The 26,761-nt window shown below is 60.8% G+C and carries 20 protein-coding genes and 1 pseudogene; 15 read left to right on the top strand and 6 right to left on the bottom strand.

Going from position 1 to position 26,761, the window contains the following annotated elements; genetic code table 11:
• Nucleotides 1-106: 106 nt before the first annotated feature.
• Both E8M77_RS14135 and E8M77_RS14130 read left to right on the top strand, forming a co-directional pair.
• A complete protein-coding gene (locus tag E8M77_RS14135) occupies nt 107-901 on the top strand; it encodes a class I SAM-dependent methyltransferase (protein ID WP_170975882.1) in 795 nt (264 codons plus the stop codon).
• Nucleotides 902-1,143: 242 nt separating this feature from the next.
• A complete protein-coding gene (locus E8M77_RS14130; protein WP_137131282.1) occupies nt 1,144-2,178 on the top strand; it encodes an FAD-dependent oxidoreductase in 1,035 nt (344 codons plus the stop codon).
• Here E8M77_RS14130 and E8M77_RS14125 read toward each other — a convergent pair.
• Nucleotides 2,161-2,859, bottom strand: coding sequence for an HAD family hydrolase (locus tag E8M77_RS14125; protein ID WP_137131281.1), 699 nt, complete (start codon nt 2,857-2,859; stop codon nt 2,161-2,163). The genes E8M77_RS14130 and E8M77_RS14125 overlap by 18 nt on opposite strands.
• A 182-nt stretch (nt 2,860-3,041) precedes the next feature.
• On the opposite strand from E8M77_RS14125, the gene rpiA reads away from it, so the two are divergent.
• From rpiA to gor, 3 genes are all read left to right on the top strand, one after another.
• The gene (gene rpiA / locus E8M77_RS14120) at nt 3,042-3,737 is read left to right on the top strand and encodes a ribose-5-phosphate isomerase RpiA (protein ID WP_137131280.1); all 696 of its coding nucleotides are present in this window, start codon (nt 3,042-3,044) and stop codon (nt 3,735-3,737) included.
• Between the two features lie 18 nt (nt 3,738-3,755).
• Nucleotides 3,756-4,319: a DUF2059 domain-containing protein gene (locus tag E8M77_RS14115; RefSeq protein WP_137131279.1), complete on the top strand. Its 564-nt coding sequence runs from the start codon at nt 3,756-3,758 to the stop codon at nt 4,317-4,319.
• A gap of 148 nt (nt 4,320-4,467) precedes the next feature.
• A complete protein-coding gene (gene gor / locus E8M77_RS14110; protein ID WP_137131278.1) occupies nt 4,468-5,862 on the top strand; it encodes a glutathione-disulfide reductase in 1,395 nt (464 codons plus the stop codon).
• Nucleotides 5,863-5,941: 79 nt separating this feature from the next.
• Here the strand turns inward: gor and E8M77_RS14105 are convergent, their stop codons facing one another.
• Nucleotides 5,942-7,225, bottom strand: coding sequence for a TadE/TadG family type IV pilus assembly protein (locus tag E8M77_RS14105; protein ID WP_137131277.1), 1,284 nt, complete (start codon nt 7,223-7,225; stop codon nt 5,942-5,944).
• 258 nt (nt 7,226-7,483) lie between these two features.
• Between E8M77_RS14105 and E8M77_RS14100 the strand changes: the two genes are divergently transcribed.
• The 4 genes from E8M77_RS14100 (at nt 7,484) to bluB (ending at nt 12,059) form a co-directional block, all read left to right on the top strand.
• On the top strand, nt 7,484-8,857 hold the full coding sequence (locus E8M77_RS14100) for a 3-deoxy-7-phosphoheptulonate synthase class II (protein ID WP_137131307.1): 1,374 nt from the start codon (nt 7,484-7,486) through the stop codon (nt 8,855-8,857).
• A gap of 353 nt (nt 8,858-9,210) precedes the next feature.
• The gene (locus tag E8M77_RS14095) at nt 9,211-9,609 is read left to right on the top strand and encodes a GFA family protein (protein ID WP_137131276.1); all 399 of its coding nucleotides are present in this window, start codon (nt 9,211-9,213) and stop codon (nt 9,607-9,609) included.
• Nucleotides 9,610-9,681: 72 nt separating this feature from the next.
• Nucleotides 9,682-11,358 carry an NAD+ synthase gene (locus tag E8M77_RS14090; protein ID WP_137131275.1) on the top strand — a complete coding sequence of 559 codons (1,677 nt, stop codon included), beginning with the start codon at nt 9,682-9,684 and terminating at the stop codon, nt 11,356-11,358.
• On the top strand, nt 11,358-12,059 hold the full coding sequence (gene bluB / locus E8M77_RS14085; RefSeq protein ID WP_137131274.1) for a 5,6-dimethylbenzimidazole synthase: 702 nt from the start codon (nt 11,358-11,360) through the stop codon (nt 12,057-12,059). The genes E8M77_RS14090 and bluB overlap by 1 nt, the downstream gene beginning before the upstream one ends.
• A gap of 18 nt (nt 12,060-12,077) precedes the next feature.
• On the opposite strand, the gene E8M77_RS14080 is transcribed toward bluB, so the two are convergent.
• Both E8M77_RS14080 and E8M77_RS14075 read right to left on the bottom strand, forming a co-directional pair.
• Nucleotides 12,078-12,755, bottom strand: a complete 678-nt coding sequence (locus E8M77_RS14080; protein WP_137131273.1) for a hypothetical protein — start codon at nt 12,753-12,755, stop codon at nt 12,078-12,080.
• Nucleotides 12,756-12,842: 87 nt separating this feature from the next.
• On the bottom strand, nt 12,843-15,173 hold the full coding sequence (locus E8M77_RS14075; protein WP_137131272.1) for an NADP-dependent malic enzyme: 2,331 nt from the start codon (nt 15,171-15,173) through the stop codon (nt 12,843-12,845).
• A 235-nt stretch (nt 15,174-15,408) separates the two neighbouring features.
• Between E8M77_RS14075 and E8M77_RS14070 the strand changes: the two genes are divergently transcribed.
• Both E8M77_RS14070 and E8M77_RS14065 read left to right on the top strand, forming a co-directional pair.
• A complete protein-coding gene (locus E8M77_RS14070) occupies nt 15,409-16,221 on the top strand; it encodes a UDP-2,3-diacylglucosamine diphosphatase (RefSeq protein ID WP_246659265.1) in 813 nt (270 codons plus the stop codon).
• 103 nt (nt 16,222-16,324) lie between these two features.
• On the top strand, nt 16,325-17,512 hold the full coding sequence (locus E8M77_RS14065; RefSeq protein ID WP_137131270.1) for an MFS transporter: 1,188 nt from the start codon (nt 16,325-16,327) through the stop codon (nt 17,510-17,512).
• Here the strand turns inward: E8M77_RS14065 and dgcA are convergent.
• The gene (gene dgcA / locus E8M77_RS14060) at nt 17,482-18,465 is read right to left on the bottom strand and encodes an N-acetyl-D-Glu racemase DgcA (RefSeq protein WP_137131269.1); all 984 of its coding nucleotides are present in this window, start codon (nt 18,463-18,465) and stop codon (nt 17,482-17,484) included. The genes E8M77_RS14065 and dgcA overlap by 31 nt on opposite strands.
• 94 nt (nt 18,466-18,559) lie before the next feature.
• Between dgcA and E8M77_RS14055 the strand changes: the two genes are divergently transcribed.
• Genes E8M77_RS14055 through E8M77_RS14040 form a run of 4 tightly spaced genes read left to right on the top strand, consistent with a single transcriptional unit; the run spans nt 18,560 to nt 22,582 of the window.
• A complete protein-coding gene (locus E8M77_RS14055; RefSeq protein ID WP_137131306.1) occupies nt 18,560-19,723 on the top strand; it encodes an ABC transporter permease in 1,164 nt (387 codons plus the stop codon).
• A gap of 7 nt (nt 19,724-19,730) precedes the next feature.
• The gene (locus tag E8M77_RS14050) at nt 19,731-20,567 is read left to right on the top strand and encodes an ABC transporter ATP-binding protein (RefSeq protein WP_137131268.1); all 837 of its coding nucleotides are present in this window, start codon (nt 19,731-19,733) and stop codon (nt 20,565-20,567) included.
• 6 nt (nt 20,568-20,573) lie between these two features.
• Nucleotides 20,574-21,944 (top strand): MlaD family protein, encoded by a 1,371-nt coding sequence (locus tag E8M77_RS14045; RefSeq protein ID WP_137131267.1) that lies wholly within the window; start codon nt 20,574-20,576, stop codon nt 21,942-21,944.
• A 38-nt stretch (nt 21,945-21,982) separates the two neighbouring features.
• The gene (locus E8M77_RS14040) at nt 21,983-22,582 is read left to right on the top strand and encodes an ABC-type transport auxiliary lipoprotein family protein (protein WP_137131266.1); all 600 of its coding nucleotides are present in this window, start codon (nt 21,983-21,985) and stop codon (nt 22,580-22,582) included.
• Between the two features lie 178 nt (nt 22,583-22,760).
• Here the strand turns inward: E8M77_RS14040 and E8M77_RS24240 are convergent.
• Nucleotides 22,761-26,761, bottom strand: a pseudogene (locus E8M77_RS24240) (hypothetical protein); the annotation flags it as partial.

The raw sequence follows: 26,761 nt of genomic DNA, 5'->3' as shown, positions 1-26,761 counted from the left end.
ACTGCTGCTGCTCCGCCTTGGAACTGTCCACCGCTTGTTGTCGCTCTGAGGGTTGCAGACGGTTGTGGCGTCTGTCAGATTTTCCGACATGCAGGAGATGTGGCCCGTGAGTTTTTCGCAAGCCGACAATGCCAGACAGTATGGAAATGTGAGCAAGATTGCAGCGCGGGCACGATTGCACACGCTCTACACCATCGCCGAAACCGGCTGGTTTCCCTGGGTCAGGCAACAGTTGCCACTTGTTGACACGACATCTCTTCTGGACGTCGGCTGTGGTCCCGGCTGGTTCTGGACCTCCTGCGGACCTTTGCCCGGCAATCTCGACCTGACATTGGTCGATCGGTCGGCGACCATGGTGAGCGAGGCTGTGGAGCGTTGCGCCGCCAGGAGTTTCAGGCATGTCGGCGGCGAAGTGACGGATGCCGCCCGGCTTTCGTTTGCCGATGCCTCCTTCGATGGCGTCATCGCCATGCACATGCTCTACCATGTCGAGAAGCCTCTGGAGGCAATCCGGGAAATGGCACGCGTGCTGAAGCCCGGTGGCTTTCTGGCGGTGACGACGAATGGCCGCGGAAACATGCGCGAGCTTTACGAGCTGACAGCCGTTCTGGGCGCGGCCCCGATGGATCCGTCCGCAGCAGTCTTTGGTTTTGCCGAGGCGGAAGACACCATGCGCCAGGTCTTCGGCGAGGTTTCGATCCATAAGCACCCGTCGCGGCTACGTGTGACAGAGCCGGAGGATGTCTTTATGGCGATGACTTCCTATCCGCCCTGCGAAGACGCAGGAGAGGATGCGCTCAAGGCGTTTCGGCAGGCAATTGAAGTGGCGTTCGCCCAAGGTGGCGGGGTAATCGAGAGCAGCCACGAGCGGGGACTTTTCCTCGCTCGCAAGCCGCTCTGACGGGACCATGCGAGCGCCCTCACCATAAGCGGCAGAGACGGACTGCTTGAAGGATGTGCTGTGCCTGGACATGAAAAACCCTGAAAAGTTGTCTCCAACTTTCCGGGGTTAGTTCCGCCCTGCCTGCGGGCGTTTTCAATTGTGATGTCTGCTCTGCCGCCAATAGCCTGTGCAAGCTACATCTATGTGTCACCGAAACGCTGTACGGGTTCGACCTCATCCAGTTGGTGATCACGGTTTGCATGAAAATCATTGTTGTCGGTGCGGGAATACTGGGCGCATCTGTTGCGTATCATTTGGCGCAGCATCCTGGTGTTGACGTCATCCTCATGGAGGCTGGTCCCAAACCTGCCAGCGGCGTGACAGCGCTTGCTTTCGGTTGGGTCAACTTGTTCTATTCGGACCCCACCGATAGCGTTTCCTACGAGCTGAGGCGCAAGGCCTTTACTTATCATCACGCTCTGCTGCGCGATCAACCGGTACTGTTTGGCGACATTCGGCTCGGATCACTGATATGGCGCAACAGTGCGGATGAAACAGAAGCGGTTGTTCTGCAGCAGCAACAGGCAGGTACTGCCGTTGAGCTGATTGACAGGAAGAAATTGGGGCAACTTGAACCGCATTTGGCGAGGCTGCCGGATGTGGCAGCCTATGTTCCCGATGATATCGCACTCAACCCTATTGCCTTCACCAGCGCGTTGGCGAAAGCCGCGGCCAGCCAGGGCGCATCCCTTCTCTTTGATCAAACCGTCATAGATCTGGTGACAGCCAACGGTCGTGTGACGGGTGTTCGTACTGCGACGGCGAGTTATGCCGCAGATGCGGTTGTGATTGCTGGCGGGCAGGGCACGGCGGAATTGGTCCATGCATTCGTGCCGGATCTCGGGCTATCCACGTCTCCCACAATTCTGTTCAATTTCGCAGCCGAGAGGCAAGCCATTGGCCGCATCGTTTGCTGCCCAAACATCGAAGTTCGCCAGATCGCTGATGGCACGGTTCTGGCAGCCAAGGGCTATATCGATGACAGGCCGGAAAATGTACCAGATGTTTTTGGCGAGCGCCTCAAGACGTCAATCGAGATGTATTTCCCGAAACTTGGCCCGCTCAAGCTTCGTTCGGCGAACGTGGGGCGCAGGCCTATGCTCAAAAGTGGCATGCCCTACATTGGTCCGGTTGCGGCTTTGGACGGGCTTCATATCGCAGTGGGGCATCCAGGCGTCATACTTGCCCCACTCGCTGGAAAAATCATGACTGAAATTTTATTGAGCGGCCATTGAAACTGTCGCAATTTCAATTGCTTCCAGCACCAGTTCCGGCGTCAACTCGTCGAAATGGGAGATCACACGCGAGGGTTTCAGCGTTTCCACCGGCACGTCCGAATAGCCGAAGGTGACGGCGATGGAGGCGACCTTGGCATTCTGGGCGGCCAGGATGTCGTTGACGCTGTCGCCGATCATTACCGTGCGGGCCGGGTCGCCACCGGCCATTTCGATGGTGCCGAGCAGGTGGCGCGCATCGGGCTTTCGCACGGAAAACGTATCGCCGGCCGTCATGGCGGCAAAGCGATGGGTGAGGCCCATTTTGTCAAGAAGCGGATAGGCCAGCTGTTCCAGCTTGTTGGTGCAGACGGCGAGCTGCATGCCGGCGGCTTCCAGCTGGTCGAAACTGTCCAGCAGCCCTTCATAGACGCGGGCATGGCCCGGCATATGGGCCTTGTAGTGATCGAGGAAGCGGGCAAGCAACGGTTCGACTTCGGCCTCGTCCAGCTGCGCCTCACGCAGCGCAAAGGCGCGACGGATCATGACGCGGGCGCCCTGGCCGACCAGATGCGTGAGGTCGTTGAAGGTGACCGGTGCCAGATCGCGGGCCGCGATCGTGTGGTTCAGGCTTTCGATAAGATCCGGGGCTGTATCGATCATCGTTCCGTCGAGATCGAAGACAACGAGAGCTTTTGTCACGGTAAGGCCCTTTGCGTGGACTGAAGGATGACCCCGATTAAGGTCTTGCCGGCACAAATGCAAATGCAGCGCCACGGCACGCCGAAAACCTCGCAGATCAGGATAGTGTTTGTGGGGACTTTTGTTTGGCGGGCGGGGCGTGTAAACAGCACTCGGCGAAATCAGACGGGAGCTTGTGGCGCATGGACGCCCGCGAAATGAAGGTGAAGGCAGCGCAAGCGGCTCTTCAATATGTCGAAGACGGAATGCGGCTGGGCATCGGCACCGGTTCGACGGCGGAGGAATTCGTTCGTCTGCTGGCGGAAAAGGTGGCTGACGGGCTGAAGGTGGAGGGGGTTCCAACCTCCGAGCGTACGGCACGCCTGTGCCTGGAACTCGGTGTGCCGTTGAAATCCCTCGACGAATTGCCGCAGCTTGATCTGACGATCGACGGCGCCGACGAGCTGGATGCGGCACTGACGCTGATCAAGGGCGGCGGTGGTGCGCTTTTGCGCGAGAAGATCGTCGCGTCGGCATCGACGCAGATGATCGTGATTGCCGATGAGACGAAGGTTGTCGAGACGCTGGGTCGCTTTCCGCTGCCGATCGAAGTCAACCCCTTCGGCCTTTCGAGCACCCGCATCGCCATTGACCGGCTTGCCGAAAGGCTTGGCCTTTCGGGCGAACTGAAGCTGCGCCGTTCCAGCGAGGACGTGTTCACCACCGATGGCGGACACTATATTCTCGACGCATTTTTTGGCCGTATTCCTGATGCAGAGGCGTTGGCGGTTCAATTGAATTCCATACCCGGCGTCGTCGAACACGGGCTGTTCATCAACATTGCGTCCTTCGCGATCATCGCCGGCCCGGCCGGTGCGCGGACGCTCAAGGCGAATTAAAGACAGGAGCAACGAATAATGATCAGACATGCGAATTTTGGCCGGTCCGCCGCTCTCGCAATCCTTTTCTCGACGGCAATGTTCGGTGCGTCTGCCCATGCGCAGGACCTGGCGCCCGCGCATCTGAAAGCTGCCAAGGACGTGATCGGCGTTTTGAATGCCACCGGTCGTTATGACGCGATCCTGCCCAATCTCGCCGAGCGGCTGAAGAACGAGTACACGCTCGCCTCGCCGAACTATCAGGAACAGATCACCAAGACCGTCGACGAACAGGCGCTGGCGCTGGCTCCGCGCCGTGCCGATCTGGAAAACGAAGTGGCGGCGATTTTCGCACGCTCCTTCACCGCCGAAGAGTTGAAGCAGATCGCTGCCTTCTACGGTTCGGATGTCGGCAAGAAATATCTGACCGCCCTGCCGCTGGTGCAGCGCGAGTCCGTGCGGGCCGCCGAAATCTGGGCGAGCGGTATTTCACGTGATCTCACGTCCGCTTCGACCGCCAAGCTGCGTGGCCTGATGGATGCGACGCCGATTCAGCCGCCGGTTGCTGATGTTGGCGTGGCGCCGGTTCCCGCCAAGCCCTGATCCGCTGTCTTTGTTGCTGATCTGTCAAGCCCGGCTCGTCCGGGCTTTTCTTTTGACATGCTCCGGTTCTATATGCGCTGCAATGAAGGCGCGCCGCCCGGCATGCCTTTGATCCCAATTTTGTCACCGACGCCTGAGGAGTTTTGTCATGACCGCTTATGATTACGACCTGTTTGTCATTGGTGGCGGGTCTGGCGGCGTGCGCTCGGCGCGACTTGCGGCCTCCATGGGCAAGAAGGTGGCAATCGCCGAGGAATACCGGTTTGGCGGCACCTGCGTCATCCGTGGCTGCGTACCGAAGAAGCTGTTCGTCTATGCCTCGCAATTTCACGAGCATTTCGAGGATGCCGCCGGCTATGGCTGGACGGTTGGCGAAAGCCGTTTCGACTGGAAAACGCTGGTGGCCGCCAAGGACAAGGAAATTGCCCGGCTGGAAGGGCTCTATCGTCGCGGGCTGGAAAATGCCGGTGCCGAACTGATCGACAGCCGCGCCGAACTCATCGATGCCCATACCATCCGGCTGGTGAAGACGGCAAAGCAGGTGACGGCTGAGCGCATCATTATTGCCACCGGTAGCGTTGCCAATCCGCATGAGGCGCTGCCGGGCTCTGAGTTCTGCATCACCTCGAACGAGGCGTTTCACCTCGACGCGCTGCCGAAATCCATCCTGATTGCCGGCGGTGGCTATATCGCGGTGGAATTTGCCAATATCTTCCACGGGCTCGGCGTCGATACCACGCTGATCTATCGCGGCCGCGAGATCCTGTCACGCTTCGACCACGACATGCGCCAGGGCCTGCACAAGGCAATGGAAGACAAGGGTATCCGCATCATCCTCACCGATATCATCGAGGAGGTAACACAATCGCCGGCAGGGGGGGTAAGTGCTCGCACGAAGGCCGGAGCCACCATTGTTGCCGACCAGATCATGCTGGCGCTCGGTCGCGATCCGAACACGGCAGGGCTCGGGCTGGAAGCGGCAGGCGTTGCGATGAACGAGCGCGGCGCCATTATTGTCGATGCCTATTCGCGCACCAATGTCGCGCATATCTTTGCGCTGGGTGATGTGACGGACCGGGTACAGCTGACGCCGGTCGCCATCCACGAGGCCATGTGCTTCATCGAGACCGAGTACAAGAACAATCCGACGGCCCCCGATCATGACCTGATCGCCACGGCGGTGTTCTCGCAGCCGGAAATCGGCACGGTTGGTCTGTCGGAAGAGGAAGCTGCCAAGAAGTTTGACGAGATCGAGATCTATCGCGCCGAGTTCCGGCCGATGAAGGCGACGCTTTCGGGCCGCGCGGAAAAGATGATCATGAAACTGATCGTCAATGCAGCCGACCGCAAGGTTGTGGGCGCGCATATCCTGGGCCATGAGGCCGGCGAGATGGCGCAGTTGCTCGGCATTTCGCTGAAGGCCGGCGTGACGAAGGATGATTTTGACCGCACCATGGCGGTGCATCCGACGGCATCTGAAGAACTGGTCACCATGTACAAGCCGAATTACCGGCTGCGCAACGGCGAGCGCGTCGAGGGCTGATCGGCCTGGACTTGAATGGAAAGCGGGCCGGTCAGTTCACTGACCGGCCCGCTTGGTTTGAACCATCGAACCACGAGTGTCAGCTGGTCAGGCGCGGCGCGCTGATGACCTTGCGGAACAGGGTCTGCATGGCCTCTGTAATACCCTGATTGGGCGCCACCTCGAAAAAGTAGCCGGGCGAGGCGCAGGCTTCCATATTGGTCGGGATCTTGCTGTTGAATGGCTTGATCCAGTTTCGCCACCAGTCATTGTCCGGCAGGTCAAGATAGGTCGTATAGAGAACGGCGATCTTGACGCCCTTCTCCTTGATCGCGGTGCAATAGGCCGTATTCAGTGGCTCCTGGCAGCGGGTGCCGTTGGGTTTTTCAGTGCAGTCGCCATTGTTATAGTCGGCAACGCCATCGGCGACGAAAAACAGCACCTTCTGGCGATCTGCCGAGCTGACACCCGAACCGCCGGAACCGATCTTGTCCTTGATGCTTGTCAGGGCGCCGTTGAAATCCGTCAATTCGTTGTTTTTGTAGTTGTTCTTTTTCGTGGTCATCAGATCAACCGCATCTGTCGCCGTGCGCACCTGTGCCATATTTGCGTTCATGGTCGCAACTTCGGTCAGTCCTGCTTTTTCGGCGGTCGCACCGAAGGTGTAGACGGCCATGCGGTACTGGTTGGCGACGCGGGTATATTCCGTCGCATCATGGGTCAATGCCTGGGTTGCCTCGCGCACAACATCGATACGCATCTTCACGCCGAACTGCTTGGCGATCAGATAGGTGTTCTGGTCAGCGTTTTCCGTCGCATGGCAGGCGAATGCGCATTTGTCAGAAGTGTGTTTCTCCATCAGAGCAATGCCGGCTTCGGTTGCCGCAAGCCCCATGGAGGGCGTGTTGTCGAGCAGCATGAAGAAATCGATGAAGGCATTCGTCTGGTAGGTGGCCGTGGCTGTGCCGCTGACGGTGAAGGCTTCCTTGCCCAGCACGCGCAGGAAGGAGGTGGGGACCGTGGCGGAAAAACTGAGCTGCGAGACAAGGTCCTTTCCCTTGCGCTGGATGTCGATATCGACCTGGCCGACACGAACGGCAAGGTCATCCGGCAACTGGGCTGCAAACAGGCGTTCGGCATCGGCATCGGCAAGTGCGACCTCGCCATCGGAGGACATGGATAGCGCCGATGCGACGCCTTGTGATTTTTCCGCCAATGCGCCGACGGCGGCGGCATCGGCGGCATTCATCAGCATCTGACGCTGTTCCATGGCAAAGCCGACATCGATGGCAAGGCCTGCCGTGCCGATCAGCGGCACCATCAGGAGAGCGGTCATAATTCCGAAATTGCCGGATCGGTCGCGCAGGATATCGTCAAGGAGCATGGCAAGCACCGTTCAAAGAAAAATTAAAATTGCCATGCTGCATCATGCAGCGAAACCGGCATTCATTGACCGGGATTGGTCGGTTTATCGCCTAAAAATGTCATGATCCGACAAACAAACGTGCTGAACAATGTGTTGCGCAATGGGGTGCAGATTCTCCGGTGATGCTGCGCTAGGCAAAACAGCCGTTAAGGGTTATAAGCCGCGCCATTCAAGACACGCCGGCCAAGCCGGACATCGAACGACGGAATGACGGACATGGTACAGAACTGGACCCCGAATACCTGGCGCCAAAAGCCGATCCAGCAGGTTCCGGATTACCCGGACATGGATGCGCTGAAGGCAACCGAAGCGCAGCTGGCGACTTTTCCGCCGCTGGTGTTTGCCGGTGAGGCCCGCCGCCTGAAGAAAAGCCTCGCCCAGGTGGCTGAAGGCAATGGCTTCCTGTTGCAGGGCGGCGATTGCGCCGAAAGCTTTCAGGAACATGGTGCCGACACGATCCGCGACTTCTTCCGTGCCTTCCTGCAGATGGCCGTGGTGCTGACCTTTGGCGCCCAGCAGCCCGTCGTGAAGGTGGGCCGCATTGCCGGCCAGTTCGCCAAGCCACGCTCGTCCAATATCGAAAAGCAGGGTGAGGTGGAGCTGCCGTCCTATCGCGGCGACATTATCAACGGCATCGAGTTCAACCCGGAAGCCCGAATTCCGAACCCTGAACGCCAGCTGATGGCCTACCGCCAGTCGGCGGCGACGCTGAACCTTCTGCGCGCCTTTGCCATGGGTGGATATGCCAATCTTGAAAACGTGCATCAGTGGATGCTCGGCTTCGTCAAGGACAGCCCGCAGGGCGAGCGTTACCGCAAGCTTGCCGACCGGATTTCCGAAACCATGGACTTCATGAAGGCCGTGGGTATTACCTCGGAAAACAATCCGGCGCTGCGCGAAACCGATTTCTTCACCAGCCACGAGGCGCTGCTTCTGGGCTATGAGGAGGCGCTGACGCGCGTCGATTCCACCTCCGGCGACTGGTATGCCACGTCCGGCCACATGATCTGGATCGGCGACCGCACCCGCCAGGCCGACCATGCGCATGTGGAATTCTGCCGCGGTATCAAGAACCCGATCGGCCTGAAATGCGGTCCCTCGCTGCAGGCAGACGACCTTTTGCGCCTGATCGACATCCTCAACCCTGCCAATGAGGCCGGCCGTCTGACTCTGATCTGCCGCTTCGGTTACGACAAGGTTGCCGATCACCTGCCGCGCCTGATCCGCGCCGTGGAGCGGGAGGGCCGCAAGGTCGTGTGGTCCTGCGATCCGATGCATGGCAATACGATCACGCTCAACAACTACAAGACACGGCCGTTTGACCGGGTCCTGTCGGAAGTCGAGAGCTTCTTCCAGATCCACCGCGCAGAAGGCTCTCATCCGGGCGGTATCCATGTGGAAATGACCGGCAAGGACGTGACCGAATGCACCGGTGGTGCACGCGCCGTCACCGCCGGCGATCTGCAGGATCGTTACCATACCCATTGCGACCCGCGCCTCAATGCCGACCAGGCACTGGAACTGGCCTTCCTGCTGGCGGAGCGCATGAAGACTGGTCGCGATGAAAAGCGGATGGTCGTCAACGGCTGATCTATCAACTCTTTCAAAGACAACAAGAAAAAGGCCGGTAGGGGGGATACCGGCCTTTTCCTGTTTGACCCGTCGTAGGAGTGCTGAAAATGACGGGCAGAGAGTTTAAAGGATCACAGGTGGAGTTCTGTTTTCCTTCTTCGTTTTTTATTACCGAATGCGAATATAATCACAGGTTGATGTTAACAAATGGTAAAGAGGCGATATAAAAATACGATGCAATTTACTGGTGTTTTTCCCCCCAAAAATCAGGGTATTTGTTTGCTGAGGTGACGATAAGCCTCAAAGTTTCGCATTTGACAACGGCTGTGCATTGGAGGGACCTTATCGCAGAAACAGCGGGAGAGTGTGTCATGACACGTCTGGGTGGCTGCCTGTGCGGCACGGTGCGATTTGAAGTGAACGGCGAGATGGGGCCGGTGATTGCCTGCCACTGCTCGCAATGCCGCCGGCAGACGGGCCTCTATTTCACCTCCGGCGATGTGGCGCGCAGCGATATCGAGATCAGGGATGGCGGAACGTTGCGCTGGTACCGCGCCAGCGACAAGGCACAGCGCGGCTTTTGCAGCGCTTGCGGCGCGCCTCTGTTCTGGCAGGCGGATGGCCGGGCTGTGATTTCGGTGGTGGCCGGCGCCTTTGACCAGCCCAGCGGTTTGACGATTGATCACCATATCTATTGCCAGGACAAGGCTGACTTTTACGAAATCACCGATGGCCGGCCGCAATATGCGCTCTATCCGGGTGCCGGCTGAGACAAGACCAGTCGCATAAAATTTCACGGCTTTTCCGTTGCCCCTTGCGGTGCTGCACGGTAAATCAACAGCATGACCCAGGACATTGCCCAGACATTGCGCATAGCGCTCGCTCAGTTCAACCCCGTTGTTGGCGATGTCGCCGGCAACCTGTCGCTTGCCCGTGAGGCGCGCCGCGAGGCGGCCCGCCAGGGCGCCGACCTGATCGTGTTCAGCGAGCTGTTTCTTTCCGGCTATCCGCCGGAAGATCTGGTGCTGAAGCCGGCCTTTCTGAAAGCCTGCTGGAAGGCGCTGGAGACGATTGTCGAGGATACGAAGGACGGTGGACCGGGTGTCATCATCGGCCTGCCGCGTCAGGGACCGAAGGGGCGGCACAATTCAGTTGCCACCATAGACAAGGGTACTGTGCTGGCGCTGCGCGACAAGATCGACCTGCCGAACTATGGCGAGTTCGATGAAAAGCGCGTGTTTGACGAAGGCGAAATGCCGGGGCCGGTGAATTTTCGCGGCGTGCGGCTTGGCGTGCCGATCTGCGAGGAAATCTGGAACGATCTCGGTGTCTGCGAAACGCTGGCCGAAAGCGGTGCCGAACTGCTCGTCGTGCCGAATGGTTCGCCCTATTTCCGCGGCAAGGTGGATGTGCGCCATCAGGTCGTGCTGCGCCAGGTGATCGAAAGCGGTCTGCCGCTGATTTTCGTCAACCAGCTGGGTGGCCAGGACGAGCTGGTGTTTGACGGCGCAAGCTTCGGCTTCAATGCCGACCGGACGCTGGCATTCCAGATGCCGCAATTTGAGACCGCACTTGCCATGACCGACTGGCAGCGAAAGGGCGAAATCTGGGTCTGCGACAGGGGGCCGTTTGCGCCGATCCCCGAGCAGGAGGAGGCCGATTACCGTGCCTGCCTGCTGGGCTTTCGCGATTATGTCAACAAAAACGGCTTCAAGAGCGTCGTGCTGGGGCTTTCCGGCGGCATCGATTCGGCGGTCTGCGCCGCACTTGCCGTCGATGCTTTGGGGGCGGAGCGGGTGCGCACGGTGATGCTGCCCTATCGCTATACGTCCGAGGACAGTTTCAAGGATGCCGAAGACTGCGCCAAGGCGCTTGGCTGCCGCTATGACATCGTGCCGATCTCTGAGCCGGTGGAAGGCTTTCTATCGGCGCTGTCGGATATGTTCGAGGGGACCGAGGAGGGCATTACCGAGGAAAACCTGCAGAGCCGCACGCGCGGCACCATCCTGATGGCGATTTCCAACAAGTTTGGCGCCATGGTGGTGACGACGGGCAATAAGTCGGAAATGTCGGTGGGTTACGCGACACTGTATGGCGATATGAATGGCGGCTTTAACCCGATCAAGGACCTCTACAAGATGCAGGTCTATGCGATTGCCGAATGGCGCAACCGTAGTGTACCGCTGGGCGCGCTTGGTCCGGGCGGCGAGGTGATCCCGCAGAACATCATTTCCAAGGCGCCATCGGCCGAGCTTCGCCCCAACCAGACGGACCAGGATTCGCTGCCGCCCTATCCGGTGCTTGATGACATTCTCGAATGCCTTGTGGAAAACGAGCTGAGCACCGAGCAGATCATCGCGCGCGGCCATGACGTGGCAACCGTCCACCGCATCGAGCATCTGCTCTATCTTGCCGAATACAAGCGCCGCCAGTCAGCACCTGGCGTGAAGATTACCCGCAAGAATTTCGGCCGCGACCGCCGCTATCCGATCACCAACCGCTTCCGGGATCGCGGATGATGGATGCGCCACATGGATCAGGGGCAGAGGCGGGCCTTTGCCCGACCGGGCCATTCGATAGGGAGGCACGCGCCGCCGTCTATGCGGCCATCCATACGCGGCGCGACGTGCGCGATCAGTTCCTCGATCGGTGCTTGCCCGAGGATCTGGTGCGCCGGTTACTGGAAGCGGCCCATGCGGCGCCCTCCGTCGGCTTCATGCAGCCGTGGAGCTTCATCCTGGTGCGATCGCCAGAAACGCGCGAGCGGGCCTATGAGGCATTTTCCCGCGCCAATGACGAGGCGGCGGGTCTGTTTGTCGATGAACGCCAAGCGCTCTATCGCAGCCTGAAGCTCGAAGGCATCCGCAAGGCGCCGCTGTCGATCATCGTGACCTGCGATCCCGACCGGGCAGGGCCTGTTGTTCTGGGGCGCACGCACAATCCACGCATGGATGTCTATTCGACCGTCTGCGCCGTGCAGAATCTCTGGCTTGCGGCGCGCGCCGAAGGTGTCGGCGTTGGCTGGGTCAGTATTTTTCACGACAGCGACGTGCGCGCGCTTCTCGGCATACCGGAGCGGGTGGAGATCGTCGCCTGGCTGTGTCTCGGCTATGTCGAGGAACTCTATGCCCAACCGGAACTGGCGCTGAAGGGCTGGCGTCAGCGTCTGCCGCTGGATGATCTGATCTGCGAGGAGCGCTGGCAGGACCCGGCAGGCTGACGCTTGCTGTTCGTGTTGCTATTGGCGCGGTTGGCTGCCGGCGATGGCCGGGTTTGCCAGATCGATATCACGATCATCGGGAAAGAATTGCGGGCCAACGACGCGCACCGGCTTTGACGGATCGAAAGGCCGTTCCGGCGGCACCGGCGTGGTATCGCGCAGGATCGTGTCCTTGGTCGTCTTGAACTCGACAATCGAGCCGTTCTTCGCTTTGGGATCAAGCGTCGAGGTCAGATCGGGGCTCGCATTGCCGGAGATCGGCAGCGTGGCGAAATCCAGTTCACCGCATTGCAGGACGCGCATTTCCTCGCGTAGCGCCGCTTCATCGCGGCCAAGTGAGCGGATGACCTTGGTCGCTTCCTGCCGCTGGGCCATAATGGCCTGGCGGTTGTTTTCCATGCTGGCAAGTGCATCGGCAAAATCGGCGCAGGGGTCTGGCCGGTCCGTGCCATAGGTTACGATACTGCCGCTACGTCCGCAGCCCATGCGGTGCATCTCGATGCGCATCTTGCGGATCTCGACACTCTGTTGGGTCAGCGCGCTCGCAAAACTGCGGGCCTCCTGCGTCGTGCCGATCAGCTTGGTCGTCGAGGCTATCTCCCGGCCAAGTGCCATGCAGCGCGCAGTATTGTCCGCAGCACTGGCGGCTGCGGGCAGAAAAATCAGGATGGCGCTCAACAATGGCCGGACCGACATCAGGGCTCCCGTCTCGTCTTGTCACGAAGGAGGCTAATATGCCTGCCTTCGGTTGACAATGTCATAAGGCGGGAGCGGTTCCCCCGATCAGCCGGCTGTGGCGGCAAAGTCCGCATGCGAGGCTTCGACGACGGCCAAGGCTGCCATGTTGACCACGCCGCGCGAGGTGACCGAGGTCGAGAGAATATGCGCCGGCTGGGCAGCCCCGAGCAGGATTGGCCCGACATGCAGCGCGTCCATCATAGAGCGCACGAGCCCGAGCGAGATATTGGCCGCATCGAGATTGGGGAAGACCAGGAGATTGGCTTCGCCCGACAGATCGCTATGCGGCATGGCGCGCTTGCGCAGCGTTTCCGACAGCGCCGAACCGGCCTGCATTTCGCCATCGACTTCCAGTTCCGGCGCCCGCTCGCGGATCAGCTTCAGGGCCGCGCGCATCTTGGCGGCACTTTCGGAATTGCGCGAGCCGAAATTGGAATGGCAGATGAGGGCCGCCTTCGGCGTTATGCCGAAGCGGCGGATTTCCTGGGCCGCCAGCACGGTGATCTCGGCGATTTCCTCATGCGTCGGATTGTAGTTGACGAATGTATCGGTGAAGAAGACCGGTCCCTTCTGGGTGATCAGCAGGCTAAGGCTCGAAAAGGCACAGACGCCCTTCTGCTTGCCGATGATCTGCCCCACATCCTTCAGGTGACGGTCAAACCGGCCTTCGACGCCGCAGATCAGCGCATCCGCATCGCCGCGCTTGACGGCCAGCGCGCCAATCACGGTATTGTTGGTGCGCACGATGGTGCGCGCAGCTTCCGGGTTGATGCCGGCGCGCCCGACAATGGCGAAATAGTCATCGACATAATCGCGGTAGCGCGGATCGTCTTCCGGATTGACCACGGCGAAATCGAGGTTCGGGCGCAGCCGGATGCCGAAGCGCTTCAGGCGCGCTTCGATGACCGAGGGACGACCGATGAGGATCGGCACGCCAGTCTTTTCCTCAAGCAGGACCTGGGCGGCGCGCAACACGCGCTCGTCTTCGCCTTCGGCAAAGATCACCCGGTTCTTTTCCGAGACTTTGGCGCTGGTGAAGATCGGCTTCATGACGAAGCCGGAACGCCAGACGAAGCGGTTCAGCTGGTCGAGATATTGATCGAAATCTGCAATCGGACGGGCGGCAACGCCGGTTTCGGCGGCAGCTCTGGCAACAGCCGGCGCAATGCGCAGAATGAGGCGCGGATCAAACGGCGAGGGGATCAGATAGTTCGGTCCGAAGACCGGCGTTTCGTCGGCATAGGCGCGGGCGGCAACGTCGGAGATTTCCTCGCGCGCCAGGCCGGCAATCGCCTTGACCGCCGCCATTTTCATCTCTTCGTTGATCGTGGTTGCGCCGCAATCGAGCGCGCCGCGGAAGATATAGGGGAAGCAGAGGACGTTGTTGACCTGATTGGGGAAATCCGAACGGCCGGTGCAGATCATCGCATCCGGGCGGGCCGCACGGGCAAGCTCCGGCATGATTTCTGGCGTCGGATTGGCAAGCGCCATGATCAGCGGCTTTTCCGCCATCTGTTCGAGCAGTTCCGGCTTCAGCACGCCGGCGGCAGACAGGCCGAGGAAGACATCGGCGCCGCCAATCGATTCGGCGAGCACCCGCTTGTCGCTCTTCTGGGCATAGACTTCCTTCCACGGGTCCATCAGAACATTGCGGCCCTCATAGACGAGGCCCTCGATGTCATGCACCCAGATGTTTTCAAGCTTTGCGCCGAGCAGAACCAGAAGGTTGAGGCAGGCAAGGGCAGCAGCACCGGCGCCTGAGGTGACGATCTTGACGTCCTCGATCTTTTTGCCGGCCAGTTCCAGCCCGTTGAGGATGGCGGCGGCAACAATGATGGCCGTGCCGTGCTGATCATCGTGGAAAACCGGGATGTTCATCTTGGCGCGCAGCTGGCGCTCGACTTCGAAACATTCCGGCGCCTTGATGTCTTCAAGGTTGATGCCGCCGAATGTGGGCTCCAGTGCCGAGATGGTCGAAACCATCGCATCGACGCTTTCCGCATCGATTTCGATATCGAAGACGTCGATGGCGGCGAATTTCTTGAAGAGGACGGCCTTGCCTTCCATCACCGGCTTGGAGGCGAGCGGGCCGATATTGCCAAGGCCCAGAACCGCTGTGCCGTTCGAGATCACGGCGACCAGATTGGCGCGCGCCGTATAGTCGGCGGCGAGTTCCGGATTGTCACGGATGGCAAGGCAGGGGGCTGCAACGCCCGGCGAATAGGCGAGCGCCAGATCGCGCTGGTTGCCGAGCGGCTTGGTGGCGACGATTTCCAGCTTGCCGGGGCGCGGATAGCGGTGGAAGAACAGTGCCTGCTCGTCGAGATCTGCCTTGGCATTTTCCTTCTCGGGAATGGGCGTGCCCTGCTTGTCCATCAGTGTCTCCTTCGCAACGTCTTTTTGTCTGGCGTCTCATACAACAATCCGGCTCATGGAACAGTAGCGAATTGTAGGGGGTGCACCACCATTTTCAATGCGTGGTGAGGCCCTTGCGAATCGGTTGTAAGCGCCGCCGGATGACTTAGCAAACCGAGCTGTCATCATCCTGATATACGAGTCTGGTTTTCACTGTCATCAAGGGCGGTGAGACGAAAGGGCGATCTTCGTGACGATGACGATGGAACCGAAGCAATTCAGGACTTTGTTCATTTCCGATATCCATCTGGGCTCCAAGGCGGCCAAGACGGATTTTCTTCTCGATTTTCTGCGTCATCATGAGGCCGAGACCATCGTTCTGGTCGGCGATATTGTCGATGGCTGGCGCCTTAAGCGCAACTGGTACTGGCCGCAGGGCTGCAATGATGTGGTTCAGAAGCTTTTGCGCAAGGCGCGCAAGGGCACGCGCATCATCTACATTCCCGGCAATCATGACGAATTCCTGCGTTCCTTTCCGGGCGTGCATTTCGGTGGCATCGAAGTGGCGGAACGCATCATCCACGAGGCTGCCGACGGGCGCCGCTACCTCGTACTGCATGGCGATGAATTCGATGTGGTGGTGCGCAATATCCGGCTGCTCGCCTATCTCGGCGACTGGGCCTATGACGCGGCGATCGCCATCAATGTCGTGCTGGCCGCCGTGCGTCGCCGGCTGAACCTTCCCTACTGGTCGTTTTCTGCCTGGGCCAAGCTGCAGGTCAAGCAGGCGGTGAACTTCATCGGCGAGTTCCAGAAGGTCGTTGCCGAAGAGGCCCGCCGCAACCATGTGGATGGCGTGATCTGCGGCCATATCCATCATGCGGTGATGGAGGACATCGAGGGAATCGCCTATATCAATACCGGTGACTGGGTGGAAAGCTGCACGGCGGTCGTTGAGCATATGGACGGCCATTTCGAGCTTATTTCCTGGCAGAAGACGAGCGAGAGCGCCACGGTGACAACGCTGCCTAAGGGACCGCAAGCGGTGGCCGGCATGCAGGCCGCCTGATTTTCTAAAGACATTGGCTGGTTCGGCCAATAGGCAGGCGGCGGCCTTTGATGTATGAGGCTTTTCTCTCAAAACATCCGCATCCTGCCATTCGGGAGCCTCCGTGGCCCAAGCCCCCCATATTCCGCCAGCGCCAGCGCTGTTTGCCCTGCGTTGCGCCATGGCCTATGCCGCCGCTCTCAGTGTTAACGGCATACTTTTGCCCTTTCTGCCTGTTTGGCTGAAATCGCTGGCGCTCGATGACGTCCAGATCGGCCTTATCCTGTCGGTCCCCATCGTGCTGCGGGTGATTTCCGGGCCGATTGCCGGTGTTCTGGCCGATCGGCTGGCCGAGCGCACTCATGTTTTGTTCTTCTCCGCCGGGTTGTCGATTGCCACGGCGCTGGCGCTGATGATGGCCGACGGGTTCTGGATGGTGCTGTTGATCTTCAGCCTGCAGGGTGCGGCCTTTGCGCCCTTCACGCCGGTGCTGGAATCGATCACCGTCATGGGGGTACGGCGCTGGGGCCTGCGCTACGGGTCGATCCGTGTCTGGGGCTCGATCGGCTTTGTGGTGGCAACGCTTGTCGCTGGCCAGGCGATTTCGCATTTCGGCAGCGGCATCGTGCCGCTGGCGGCGGCCCTTGCCTTTTCTACGCTGCTGGCGGCGGCCATGGTCGTGCCACGGCTGGGGCGTTCAGCGCCGAAGCCCGCAGTCGTGAGCGGTGGCGATGGAAGCACGCCGCGCCGCCCCAGTCTGACGCTGCTGTTGATCGGCACGAGCCTTGTGCAGTCCACCCATGGCATGTTCTACGCCTTTTCCGGCATTCACTGGCAGGAGATGGGGTTTTCCGGCGGACAGATCGGCGTGCTGTGGGCCGCGGGTGTCGTGGCCGAAATTCTGTTCTTCTTCGGCTCCGGCATCATTGCGCGCCATGTTTCGCCGAGCAGGCTGATTATCCTCGGTTCTCTGGTTGCCATCTTGCGCTGGGTGCTGTTTGCCCAGCCGCTCGGCTTTTTCGCCTCGCTTGTCCTGCAGTGCAGCCATGCGGCCACCTTCGCCTTTCTGCATTTCGGCATGCAGCAGAAGATCGTCGAGCTGGTGCATGAAAGCCGCGAATCGGCGGTGCAAGGCGCCTTCTTCTTCTATGCGGGCAGTTTTCTTGCCGCCTCGACTTTCCTCTCCGGCATCATCTACCGGGCGCTTGGTCAGGACGGCTATTATCTGATGGCGTTGGTGGCGGCCCTTGGTCTCGTTCTGTGTGTCTTTGCCGTCAAAAATCAGCCCCAGAGATCCGGCGCCGGCGGATAGACGAGCGATCCTTCATAGCGAAGGGCCGGCTGGCGATCCTGGGCGAGAATGAGCGGGCCGTCGAGATCGGCATAGGCGCAGCCCTGCGCCAGAATAAGAGCCGGCGCCATGGCAAGCGAGGTGCCGACCATGCAGCCGACCATGATCGAAAATCCCAGCCTCTCGGCCTCCGCTTTCATCACAAGCGCCTGTGTAAGACCGCCGGTCTTGTCGAGCTTGATGTTGACGCCATCATAGCGGTCGAGAAGGATTTCGAGATCATGTGTCGAATGCACGCTTTCATCGGCGCAGATCGGCACGATGCGGGGAATGCGGGCGAGAATGGCGTCGCGGCCGGCGGGCAGCGGCTGCTCGATCAGCACAATACCTGCCTCTGCTGCAACCGAAAGGTATCCTTCGATCGTGTCGTTGTTCCAGCCTTCATTGGCGTCCAGAATGATGCGGGTATCCGGGGCGCCGGCACGCACGGCGCGGATGCGCGCCGCGTCTTCGGCTGTGCCGACTTTGACCTTGAGAAGCGGGCGCCAGGCATTTTCGCTTGCCTGGCGTTCCATTGTCTCGGGCGTGCCCAGCGAAATCGTATAGGCGGTGACGAGCGCAAGATCTGCCTGCGCGCCGATCCGTGTTGCGACGCTTATGCCGCTTTGCTTGGCTGCCAGATCCCAGAGCGCGCAATCGACGGCATTGCGGGCAGCCCCCGGCGGCATGGCATCCTGCAGGGCCATCCGGTCCAGGCCGTGTTCGATTGCAGTTGCCATGCGGAGCACATCGGCAAGAACGCCCTCGATAGTTTCGCCATAGCGTGTATAGGGAACGCATTCGCCGCGGCCGACGTTGTCGCCGTCGCTGATGGTGCAGGTGACCACATGGGCTTGCGTCTTCGTTCCCCTTGAAATGGTGAAGGCGCCGGAGAGCGGGAAGACATCGGTTGTGGCTTTGAGGTGACGGGCCATTGTTTTCCTTCATTCGCACATGGCAATTCGCAGTTCGGCGGCTATATTGCCGTCTCTATGAGTGGGATCAACCACGGCTTTGAGCACCAATATAATGCATGCACAGCCCAAGTCGGCCGATGAACGGCCAGCGACGATCGAGACGACAGGGTCGGCAGACGGGGCGCAAAGCCATATCCTGTCGGGAGATTGGCGAAACCGCGGCATCACTGCCGTGCTGCCCGATCTGGCCGCGATCGAAAACGGCAAGGGCACCGGTCGTATCTCGATCGACGTGTCCGGCATAGGCTCGGTGGACACTGCCGGTGCCTGGCTGATTCGCCGGTTGATCATACGTCTTCAGGCGGCCGGTCGCGATGTGGAGCTGGTGGGCGCTGAAAGCACTCTATCGGACCTCATCGATGTTTTGCCATCGCAAGTCCCCGTCGGTCCGCCGAAGGACAAGGACAAACTGTCGCTGTTCCAGCGTATTTTTGAACCGGTCGGCCGGGCGGTGATGGACGTGGCCAATGATGCGGTGGCCGGGATGTATATCCTGGGGTCTGCCGTGGCCGGCGCGCAGCTGAAGTTTGGCCGGGGTGGCGGGATTTCTGCGGCATCCGTCGTCACCCATATCGACCGGATGGGCGTGCGCGCCGTGCCGATCATCGTGCTGATGTCTTTCCTGATCGGAGCGATCATTGCGCAGCAGGGGGCCTTCCAGTTGCGCTATTTCGGCGCCGAACTTTTCGTGGTCGATCTGGTTGGCATTCTGCAATTGCGCGAGATCGGCGTGTTATTGACCGCCATCATGATTGCCGGTCGCTCAGGCAGCGCGATCACCGCCGAAATCGGATCGATGAAGATGCGCGAGGAGATCGACGCGCTGACGGTTATCGGTCTCAGTCCGATCGGCGTGCTGATCTTTCCGCGCCTGATCGCGCTCACTATCGCCCTGCCGCTTTTGACCATTATCGCCAATTTTTCCGCACTCTATGGTGCGGCCATCGTGACCTGGCTCTATTCGGGCATTACCTTTGAAACCTTCCTGGCGCGCCTCAACGAGGCGGTGGATTACTCTTCTGTCGCCTCGGGCATGATCAAGGCGCCGTTCATGGCGCTGGCCATCGGCATCGTGGCGGCAGTCGAGGGCATGAAAGTGGGCGGCAGCGCCGAATCGCTTGGTCAGCACGTGACGTCTTCTGTGGTGAAAGCCATTTTCGTGGTCATCCTCATGGATGCCCTGTTTGCCATTTTCTATTCTGCAATCGATTTTTAGGATGAGTATGACCGCTGAGGAGACAGACACCGCGTATCGGGAGGCGGCGGCAGACGACCGCGTGATCCTGTCCGTGCGCGACCTGACGGTGGCCTTCGGCTCCAAGGTCGTGCTCGACCGATTGAATCTCGATATCTACCGGGGTGAGATCCTCGGCTTCGTCGGCGCTTCGGGAACGGGCAAATCGGTTCTGATGCGCACGGTGCTCAGGCTTTTGCCGCATCGTTCGGGAGAGATCCGCATTCTCGGCGTCGATTATGAGAAGGCCGATGCCAAGCAGCGCACGTCTCTGGATATGCGCATGGGCGTGCTGTTCCAGCACGGCGCTCTGTTTTCCTCGCTGACGGTGAAGGAAAATATTCAGTTGCCGATGCGCGAATATCTCGACCTGCCGCAGTCGCTGATGGATGAGCTTGCCTATCTCAAGATCGAGATGGTCGGACTTGCCGCCGATGCGGCCGACAAATACCCTTCGGAACTCTCCGGCGGCATGGTCAAGCGCGCCGCATTGGCGCGTGCGCTGGCGCTCGATCCGGATCTCGTCTTTCTCGACGAGCCGACATCCGGCCTTGATCCGATCGGTGCTGCCGAATTCGACATGTTGATTGCCCGGCTGAGGGACGCGCTTGGCCTGACCGTCTACATGGTGACACATGACCTCGATAGCCTGTTTTCGGTCTGCGACCGGATCGCGGTATTGGGGGAGAAGCGCGTCTTGGTGGAAGGGACGCTCAACGATATGCTCGCCTGCGATGATGCGTGGGTGCAATCCTACTTCCACGGAAAACGGGCGCGTTCGATCGTAACGGACGATAGCGCCGCCAGCCCAGTGCCAGGAAAGTAAGCTGCCATGGAAACCAAAGCCAATTACGCAATCGTGGGCTTCTTCACGGTCCTTGTCGTGGCAGCAGCCTTCGGCTTCGTCTACTGGATGTCGCAATATGGTCGCAGCGGCCCGGTCGCCGAGCTTGCCATCCGTATTCCGGGCTCCGCCAATGGCCTGTCGGTCGGTTCAGCCGTGCGCTTCAACGGCATACCGGTCGGTTCGGTGCGCCGCCTGACCATCGATCCGGATGATCCGCGCTACTCGCTGGCTTTTACCGAAGTGCAGACGACGGCACCGGTCTTTGCCTCGACCAAGGCGGTGCTGGAAGTGCAGGGCCTGACGGGTGCGGCCTATATCGAATTGTCCGGTGGCAATACGGGTGAGGAAAACCTGCTGCGCAAGGCTGAAGAGACCGGCCGCCCGGCGGTGCTGATTGCCGATCAGTCCAGCGTCACCAATCTTCTGGCAACCGCCGATAAGATCCTCCAGCGTGCCGATGATGCGATCGGCCAGATCCAGGGCTTTGTCACCGATGCACGCGGCCCGCTGACCCGGACCATCCAGCATGCTGAAACCTTCACCGCATCGCTGAGCGCCAATTCCGACGCGATCGACGAATTCCTGCGCAGCCTCTCGGCCTTGTCGGGCACGTTCAACACGGTGTCCGTGCGGCTTGATTCGACGCTGGAAGCGGTGGATGGGCTGGTGCGTGCCGTGAACCCGCAAAAGATCGACAATATCATCAGCAATGCCGAGAAGGTGACGGGCGATATCGCCCAGTCCACGGGGCAGATCGACACGATTATGACGGAAGTGCGCGAAGCGGCTGCCGGCTTCAATTCGGCGGGTGCCGAGGCGCAATCGGTGCTGAAGCGCGCCGATACGCTGCTGGCGGCCGTCGATCCCGGCAAGGTCAATTCCGCCGTCGATGATATCAGCTCGGCGTCGTCGGATGCGCGTGCCGCCATTTCGTCGGCCAGAAAGGTGGTCGATGGTGTGGCTGACCGCCGCGATGAGATCAATGCGGCCATCCAGGACTTTACCCAGCTTGCTCAGAAGCTGAACCAGGCCTCCACCCGTGTCGATGGTATTCTGGCCAAGGTCGATACAATGGTTAGCGGTAGCGATTCGGAAGGCCTGTTTGCCGAGGCGCAGAAGACGCTCCAATCCATCCGTGCCACCGCCGACAATCTCAATGCCCGCATCGGGCCGATTGCCGACAATCTGGCGCGCTTTTCCGGAACCGGTCTTCGCGAGGTCCAGTCTCTGGTGACCGATACGCGCCGGACGGTGGACAATCTCAATGAGACGATTACCAATTTCGACCAGAACCCGCAGCGGCTGATCTTCGGCGGCGAAACGGTAAAAGAATATGACGGCAGGACGCGGCGCTGATGCGGTGCGGATCAGACAGACAAGAAATCGAGGCGCCCATGCTTGCACCACACGCCGTTTCCAAGGCCTTTATCGCATTGCCGCTGGCAGTCCTGCTGCTGGCCGGATGCAGCACTAAGGCCAATAACGACACCTATGACCTGGCGCTGACGCCGATTGCAGATGCCCCGTCATCGGCGCGCAATCGCCAGATCCTGGTGCCGGAACCCACCGCGCTGAAATCGCTCAACAGTGAACAGGTGCTAGTGCGCGTTTCGCCATCGGAGATCCAGTATCTGTCGGATTCGCAATGGAGCGACCGCTTGCCGCGCATGGTACAGTCCAAGCTGGTGGAGGCCTTCGAGAATACCGGCAAGCTGGGTGGTGTCGGCCAGCCTGGACAGGGTCTGGCGATCGACTATCAGGTCGTGGCGGATATCCGTGCCTTCGAGATCGATACATCCGGCGCAAAGGCGGCGAATGTCGAGATTTCCGTGAAGATCCTCAATGATCGCAATGGCTCTGTGAGGGGGCAGCGTGTGTTCAGCGCGCGGGTGCCGGTTTCCGGTGAGGACAATGCCCAGTTTGTCACGGCGATCAACCGCGCCTTTGCCAAGGTAGGTGGCGAGATCGTCGACTGGACTATCCGCTCGCTCTGACGCAAGCGCAGACTGTCAGGCAGATCATTGCCGGCTTCCTCGCGGGAGCCGGCTTTTTTGTGGCTGGCATATGGCTGGATGCGTGATGTGCGCGATGCGTGGGAATGTCCCTGCGAACGAAAACGGCCGCCCGGTTGAGGGGCGGCCGTGAGGTGATTGAAACTCTGCTGCTGACCGATCAGCCGAAGCGGCCGGCGGCGTGGGCCAGCATCGTATAGACCTTGCCGGTATCTGAGGTCAGGTAGCTCTGCGTCACGCTGCGGTCATGGTCGGTGCGCGCCACATCCGAGAGCAGCTTTTCGAAATCGGCGATGTAGCGATCGACGGCGGTGCGGAATTCCGGCTCGCGGTCATATTTGCGCTGGATGTCATCGAAGGTCTGCTGGCCCTTCAGCGTGTAGAGGCGACGGGTAAAGACATCGCGCTCGCCGCGCTGGTAGCGGCGCCAGAGATCAACCGAGGCATCATGATCGATGGCGCGGGCGATATCGACCGAGAGGGAATTCAGGGATTCCACCATATGGCGCGGATTGCGGGTGTCACCGCTGCGGGCCTGCGGCTCTGCGGCGCGCGGCGCTTGCGCCGGCTGGCGTGCAACGGGTGCTTCGCCCATCTCGTCACGCGAGGCGCCGCGCAGGAGATCGCTGATCCAGCCGCCGGTTTCGCTGCGGGCTGGTTCCGGCTGACGTGGCGCCGCGGCGACCGTCCGCTCCATGGGAAGGCTGCCGCGCAGGCCGGAACTGACATCGCCGCGCGGGGCAGGCTGCGGTGCGGCAACCGGCGGACGCGGCTGTGATGAAAGGCCGCTCGGTGCCTGTACGGGGGCGGGGCGAGCGGGTGCCTGCATCTGCACGGGAGCAACAGGCTGCGGGGCAGGTGCGGGTGCGGCGCGCTGCGGTGCAGGCTGGGAGATTTCCAGCGTCTGGGCCGAACGGCCGACCAGCGCCGAAATGTCCTGCAAGGCCTTGATCTGCTCTGCCACGGCACGGCGCATGGCAGAGGCACTTTCCTTGGCTTCTTCCGGCAGGTCGAAGGCACCGCGCTTCAACTCGGCGCGGGTATCATCCAGTTCGCGGCGAATTTCACTGGCCGACTGGCGGATTTCGTCCGTTGCACCGGCGAAGCGGCCGATGGCCTCCTCGACCGAGCGGCGCAGCGTATCGCGCAATTGTTCGGCTGCAATATCCGACTTTCCGGCGGCTTCCGACAGAAGCCGTTCGACATCCGAGAGCGAGCCGGCAATGCCGCCACGCATGCGCTCGGCCATGGCCCGCGAGCGCTTTTCGGCCTCCGAAAGCGTTGCCTCAATGGCCTGGTTCGCCTCGTTGCTGGCACCCATCAGGGCGCTGCGCATGCCGTCCGCCGTCTCCTCGGCGCGCTTTTGCGCATCGTTCAAGGCGCGGCTGACATCCGTGAACGAACCCTGCAGGTTCTGGCGCAGGCTCTGGCCCACTTCAGCCGAACGTTCCTCAACGCGCTGGAAGGCGCCTTCCACCACGGTGGAGAGGTTGCGCATATTGGCTTCGATCTCTTCCGAGCGCTTGACCAGGCCGACCGACAGGCTGCGCAGCGCATCCTGGCGTTCGCTGAGCGTGCTGGCAAGGTTCGACTGGGCAGCGCCCAGAAGTTCCGAGGCCTGATCGAGCACCTTGGTATATTCGTCGAAACGACCGACGATGGAGCCGACATGCGTCAGCGTCTGGCCGGAAATATGGCTCAGGCGATCGACATTGTTTTCGAGCAGGCGGCTGGAGCTGGAGACCATGTCTGCGGCCTGTACCGTGCGCTCCGTGAAGCGTGCGGCGGTCAGGTCGAGCTTCTGGTCGGCAGCGGCCAGCTTTTCCGAGGCCTGGTCGATGGTGACGCCGATTTCGCGGGCGGCATGTTCGACCAGCGAGGCAATGCCGGTATTGCTGTTTTCCAGCCGCGTAATGAGGTCGTTGACATTGGCGGCAAGGCTATGTTCGACATTGCGCAACGTGCCTGCGGCCTGCTGGGTGCGCTCGTTGATGGCCGAGAGCGTGTCATTTGTGCGCGCCGTGATGGCTTCGACCAGCGCGCCATTTTCCTGGCGCAGACGCTGGGCATTGAGATGGGCAGCGGTAACCAGACGTTCGGCGCTTTCATCGGCGGCCGTGGCCAGCCGTTCGGCAGCGGACCGGCCGGTTTCGGCATACTGTTCGACCAGCGGCTTGGCCTTCTCGTCGATGAGGCGCGACAGCTCTGCCGAGCGTGTGGCGAGCATCGAGTTGAGGTCACGCGAGCGTGTGTCGAGGCTGGCGCGGATGGCATCGCCGCGGGCTTCGAGCGCCTTGTCGACCGCCGACATGGCGGCATTGATGTCGTCTGCCGTCTGGCTGAGCGAGCCGCGCAGTTCCTGACCGCGCTCCGTGAGCGTGGCATCGACTGCCTGCAGCGTTTCATTGATCGAACCGGCAGTCTGCGACAGCGAGGAGCGCAGCGCATTGCCACGCTCGGCCAGGGTTTCATCGACGGATTGCAGCGTCGAGGAGATCGAGCCGGCGGTATCGGTCAGCGCGGCGCGGATGGCATTGCCGCGCTGGTCGAGTGCGCGACCGGCCTCGTCCAGCGATGCGGCGATGGAGCCGACCTGCCTCTGCACCAAAGTCTCGGCTTCCGAAACCTTATGCATGATGGAATTGCCTGCCTCCGAGAAAGCCTGGGCAACAGCTGCCGCCTGGCCTGCCAAGCGGTTCTGCGTTTCACCGATGCGCCCGGCGATATCGGTCGAACGCTCTTCCAGCGCACGGGCGAAGTCTGCATTGCGCGCGCTCATGTCCTCGGAAAACTGCGTGCCGGCCTTGGCCAGAGTTTCTGCCGAGCGCAGGGCCTCCGTGTCGAATTCGCGGGCCGCCGTGCCGACGGCATCACGCAGTGCGGTGGCAAGCGTTGCTGCCTTGCCCTCGATGGTGCGGCTGACATTGTCGAGACCGATGGTGATGGCGCGGTCCATGGTGCCGAGACGTTCATCGACGCGGGCCGTGCCGGCATCCAGCGATCCGGCAATGCGCTCGGAGGCTTCGGTGCTGATGCGTTCGAACTGAGCCGTGCCCTGGTTCACAGTGCCGGCAAGACGTTCGAGGCTTGTTGCACTGACTCGCTCCAACTCGCCGGTGCGTTTGCTGAGGCGTTCCGACAGATCGCGACCGGCGCCGTCCACCAGGCCGGTGACCGTGTCGATCTGGTTGCGGATGCGGTCTTCCAGTCCGCCGAAGGTCGTGTCGATGCGGCGACCGGTTTCATCGAGCGTGTGGGACACGGCGCCGACGGTCTGTTCGACGCGGCTGGAGAAGTTTTCGGCTGAAGCGGTGACATCTCTTGCGGCGTCGCTGAGACGGCTTGCAATGCCGCCAGCCGTATCGCGCAGGCGGGCTTCAAGATCCGTGCCGGCGCCATCTATGACGCTACGAAGCGCATCCTGCTGCGCTTCCAGCGACATTTCCAGCATGCCGGTGGAGGTTGCAATCGTCGTGCCGATGCTGGTTGCCTGGTCAAACAGCAGATCGCCGAGCTGGATTTCGGCATCCTTCAGCGTCCCGTCGATCATGGCGCGGCGCTCATCGAGCGTGGCGCGCAGGATCTCGTGCCCGCCGGTCAGCACCTCGTCGATCTGTTTGTTTGCCGAGGCGATGAGACCGGAGAGGCGCTCCTCGCCAGAGGTTATGCTGTTCTCTACGCGGCCGAGGCCGGAATTCAGGCTGGATTCGAACCGTGCGGCATTCTCGCCGAGGCTTGTTTCGATGAGGCTTGCGGCCGTACCCACGGTGCGGTCGATCGCGTCGTGGCCAGAGGTGAGGGTGCGTGCCAGTTCCGCATGGCGGCTTTCCAATGCCTGATCGAGACGCTGCTGGTTGTCGGAATAGGTGGCGCGGATGGCATCTGCGCGTTCGGCAAAGCTCTGTTCCAGGCGCTGATCGGCATCGGTGACCGCTGACATCAGCGCGGTGGCCTTTTCGTCCATGACGCTGGTCAGGCGGTCTTCGCTCATCGCGATCGTCGCGCTCAAGGCCATGGTGCGATCGTCAAAGGCGTCGCTGATGCGCTCGCCGGCACTGGATACGATGTCGCCCAGCGCATTCATGCGGTGACCAAGATCACTCTCTATCCGCTCCTGACCAGAGGCCAGTGTCTGCGACATCACGTCGATGCGGCTGTCGA

Source organism: Rhizobium sp. FY34 (assembly GCF_005222845.1).
Lineage (GTDB): Bacteria > Pseudomonadota > Alphaproteobacteria > Rhizobiales > Rhizobiaceae > Neorhizobium.
The sequence above is the reverse complement of the archived record's forward strand: the minus strand, read 5'-3'. Positions and strand labels throughout refer to the sequence as shown.

Coding starts and splice junctions, on each gene's coding strand:
- gor (WP_137131278.1), top strand. CDS start 4,468: ATGACCGCTTATGATTACGACCTGTTTGTCATTGGTGGCGGGTCTGGC.
- E8M77_RS14080 (WP_137131273.1), bottom strand. CDS start 12,755: ATGTCGGTCCGGCCATTGTTGAGCGCCATCCTGATTTTTCTGCCCGCA.
- E8M77_RS14130 (WP_137131282.1), top strand. CDS start 1,144: ATGAAAATCATTGTTGTCGGTGCGGGAATACTGGGCGCATCTGTTGCG.
- E8M77_RS14050 (WP_137131268.1), top strand. CDS start 19,731: ATGACCGCTGAGGAGACAGACACCGCGTATCGGGAGGCGGCGGCAGAC.
- E8M77_RS14070 (WP_246659265.1), top strand. CDS start 15,409: ATGACGATGGAACCGAAGCAATTCAGGACTTTGTTCATTTCCGATATC.
- dgcA (WP_137131269.1), bottom strand. CDS start 18,465: ATGGCCCGTCACCTCAAAGCCACAACCGATGTCTTCCCGCTCTCCGGC.
- rpiA (WP_137131280.1), top strand. CDS start 3,042: ATGGACGCCCGCGAAATGAAGGTGAAGGCAGCGCAAGCGGCTCTTCAA.
- E8M77_RS14100 (WP_137131307.1), top strand. CDS start 7,484: ATGGTACAGAACTGGACCCCGAATACCTGGCGCCAAAAGCCGATCCAG.
- E8M77_RS14075 (WP_137131272.1), bottom strand. CDS start 15,173: ATGGACAAGCAGGGCACGCCCATTCCCGAGAAGGAAAATGCCAAGGCA.
- E8M77_RS14105 (WP_137131277.1), bottom strand. CDS start 7,225: ATGCTCCTTGACGATATCCTGCGCGACCGATCCGGCAATTTCGGAATT.
- E8M77_RS14055 (WP_137131306.1), top strand. CDS start 18,560: ATGCATGCACAGCCCAAGTCGGCCGATGAACGGCCAGCGACGATCGAG.
- E8M77_RS14045 (WP_137131267.1), top strand. CDS start 20,574: ATGGAAACCAAAGCCAATTACGCAATCGTGGGCTTCTTCACGGTCCTT.
- bluB (WP_137131274.1), top strand. CDS start 11,358: ATGGATGCGCCACATGGATCAGGGGCAGAGGCGGGCCTTTGCCCGACC.
- E8M77_RS14090 (WP_137131275.1), top strand. CDS start 9,682: ATGACCCAGGACATTGCCCAGACATTGCGCATAGCGCTCGCTCAGTTC.
- E8M77_RS14115 (WP_137131279.1), top strand. CDS start 3,756: ATGATCAGACATGCGAATTTTGGCCGGTCCGCCGCTCTCGCAATCCTT.
- E8M77_RS14040 (WP_137131266.1), top strand. CDS start 21,983: ATGCTTGCACCACACGCCGTTTCCAAGGCCTTTATCGCATTGCCGCTG.
- E8M77_RS14095 (WP_137131276.1), top strand. CDS start 9,211: ATGACACGTCTGGGTGGCTGCCTGTGCGGCACGGTGCGATTTGAAGTG.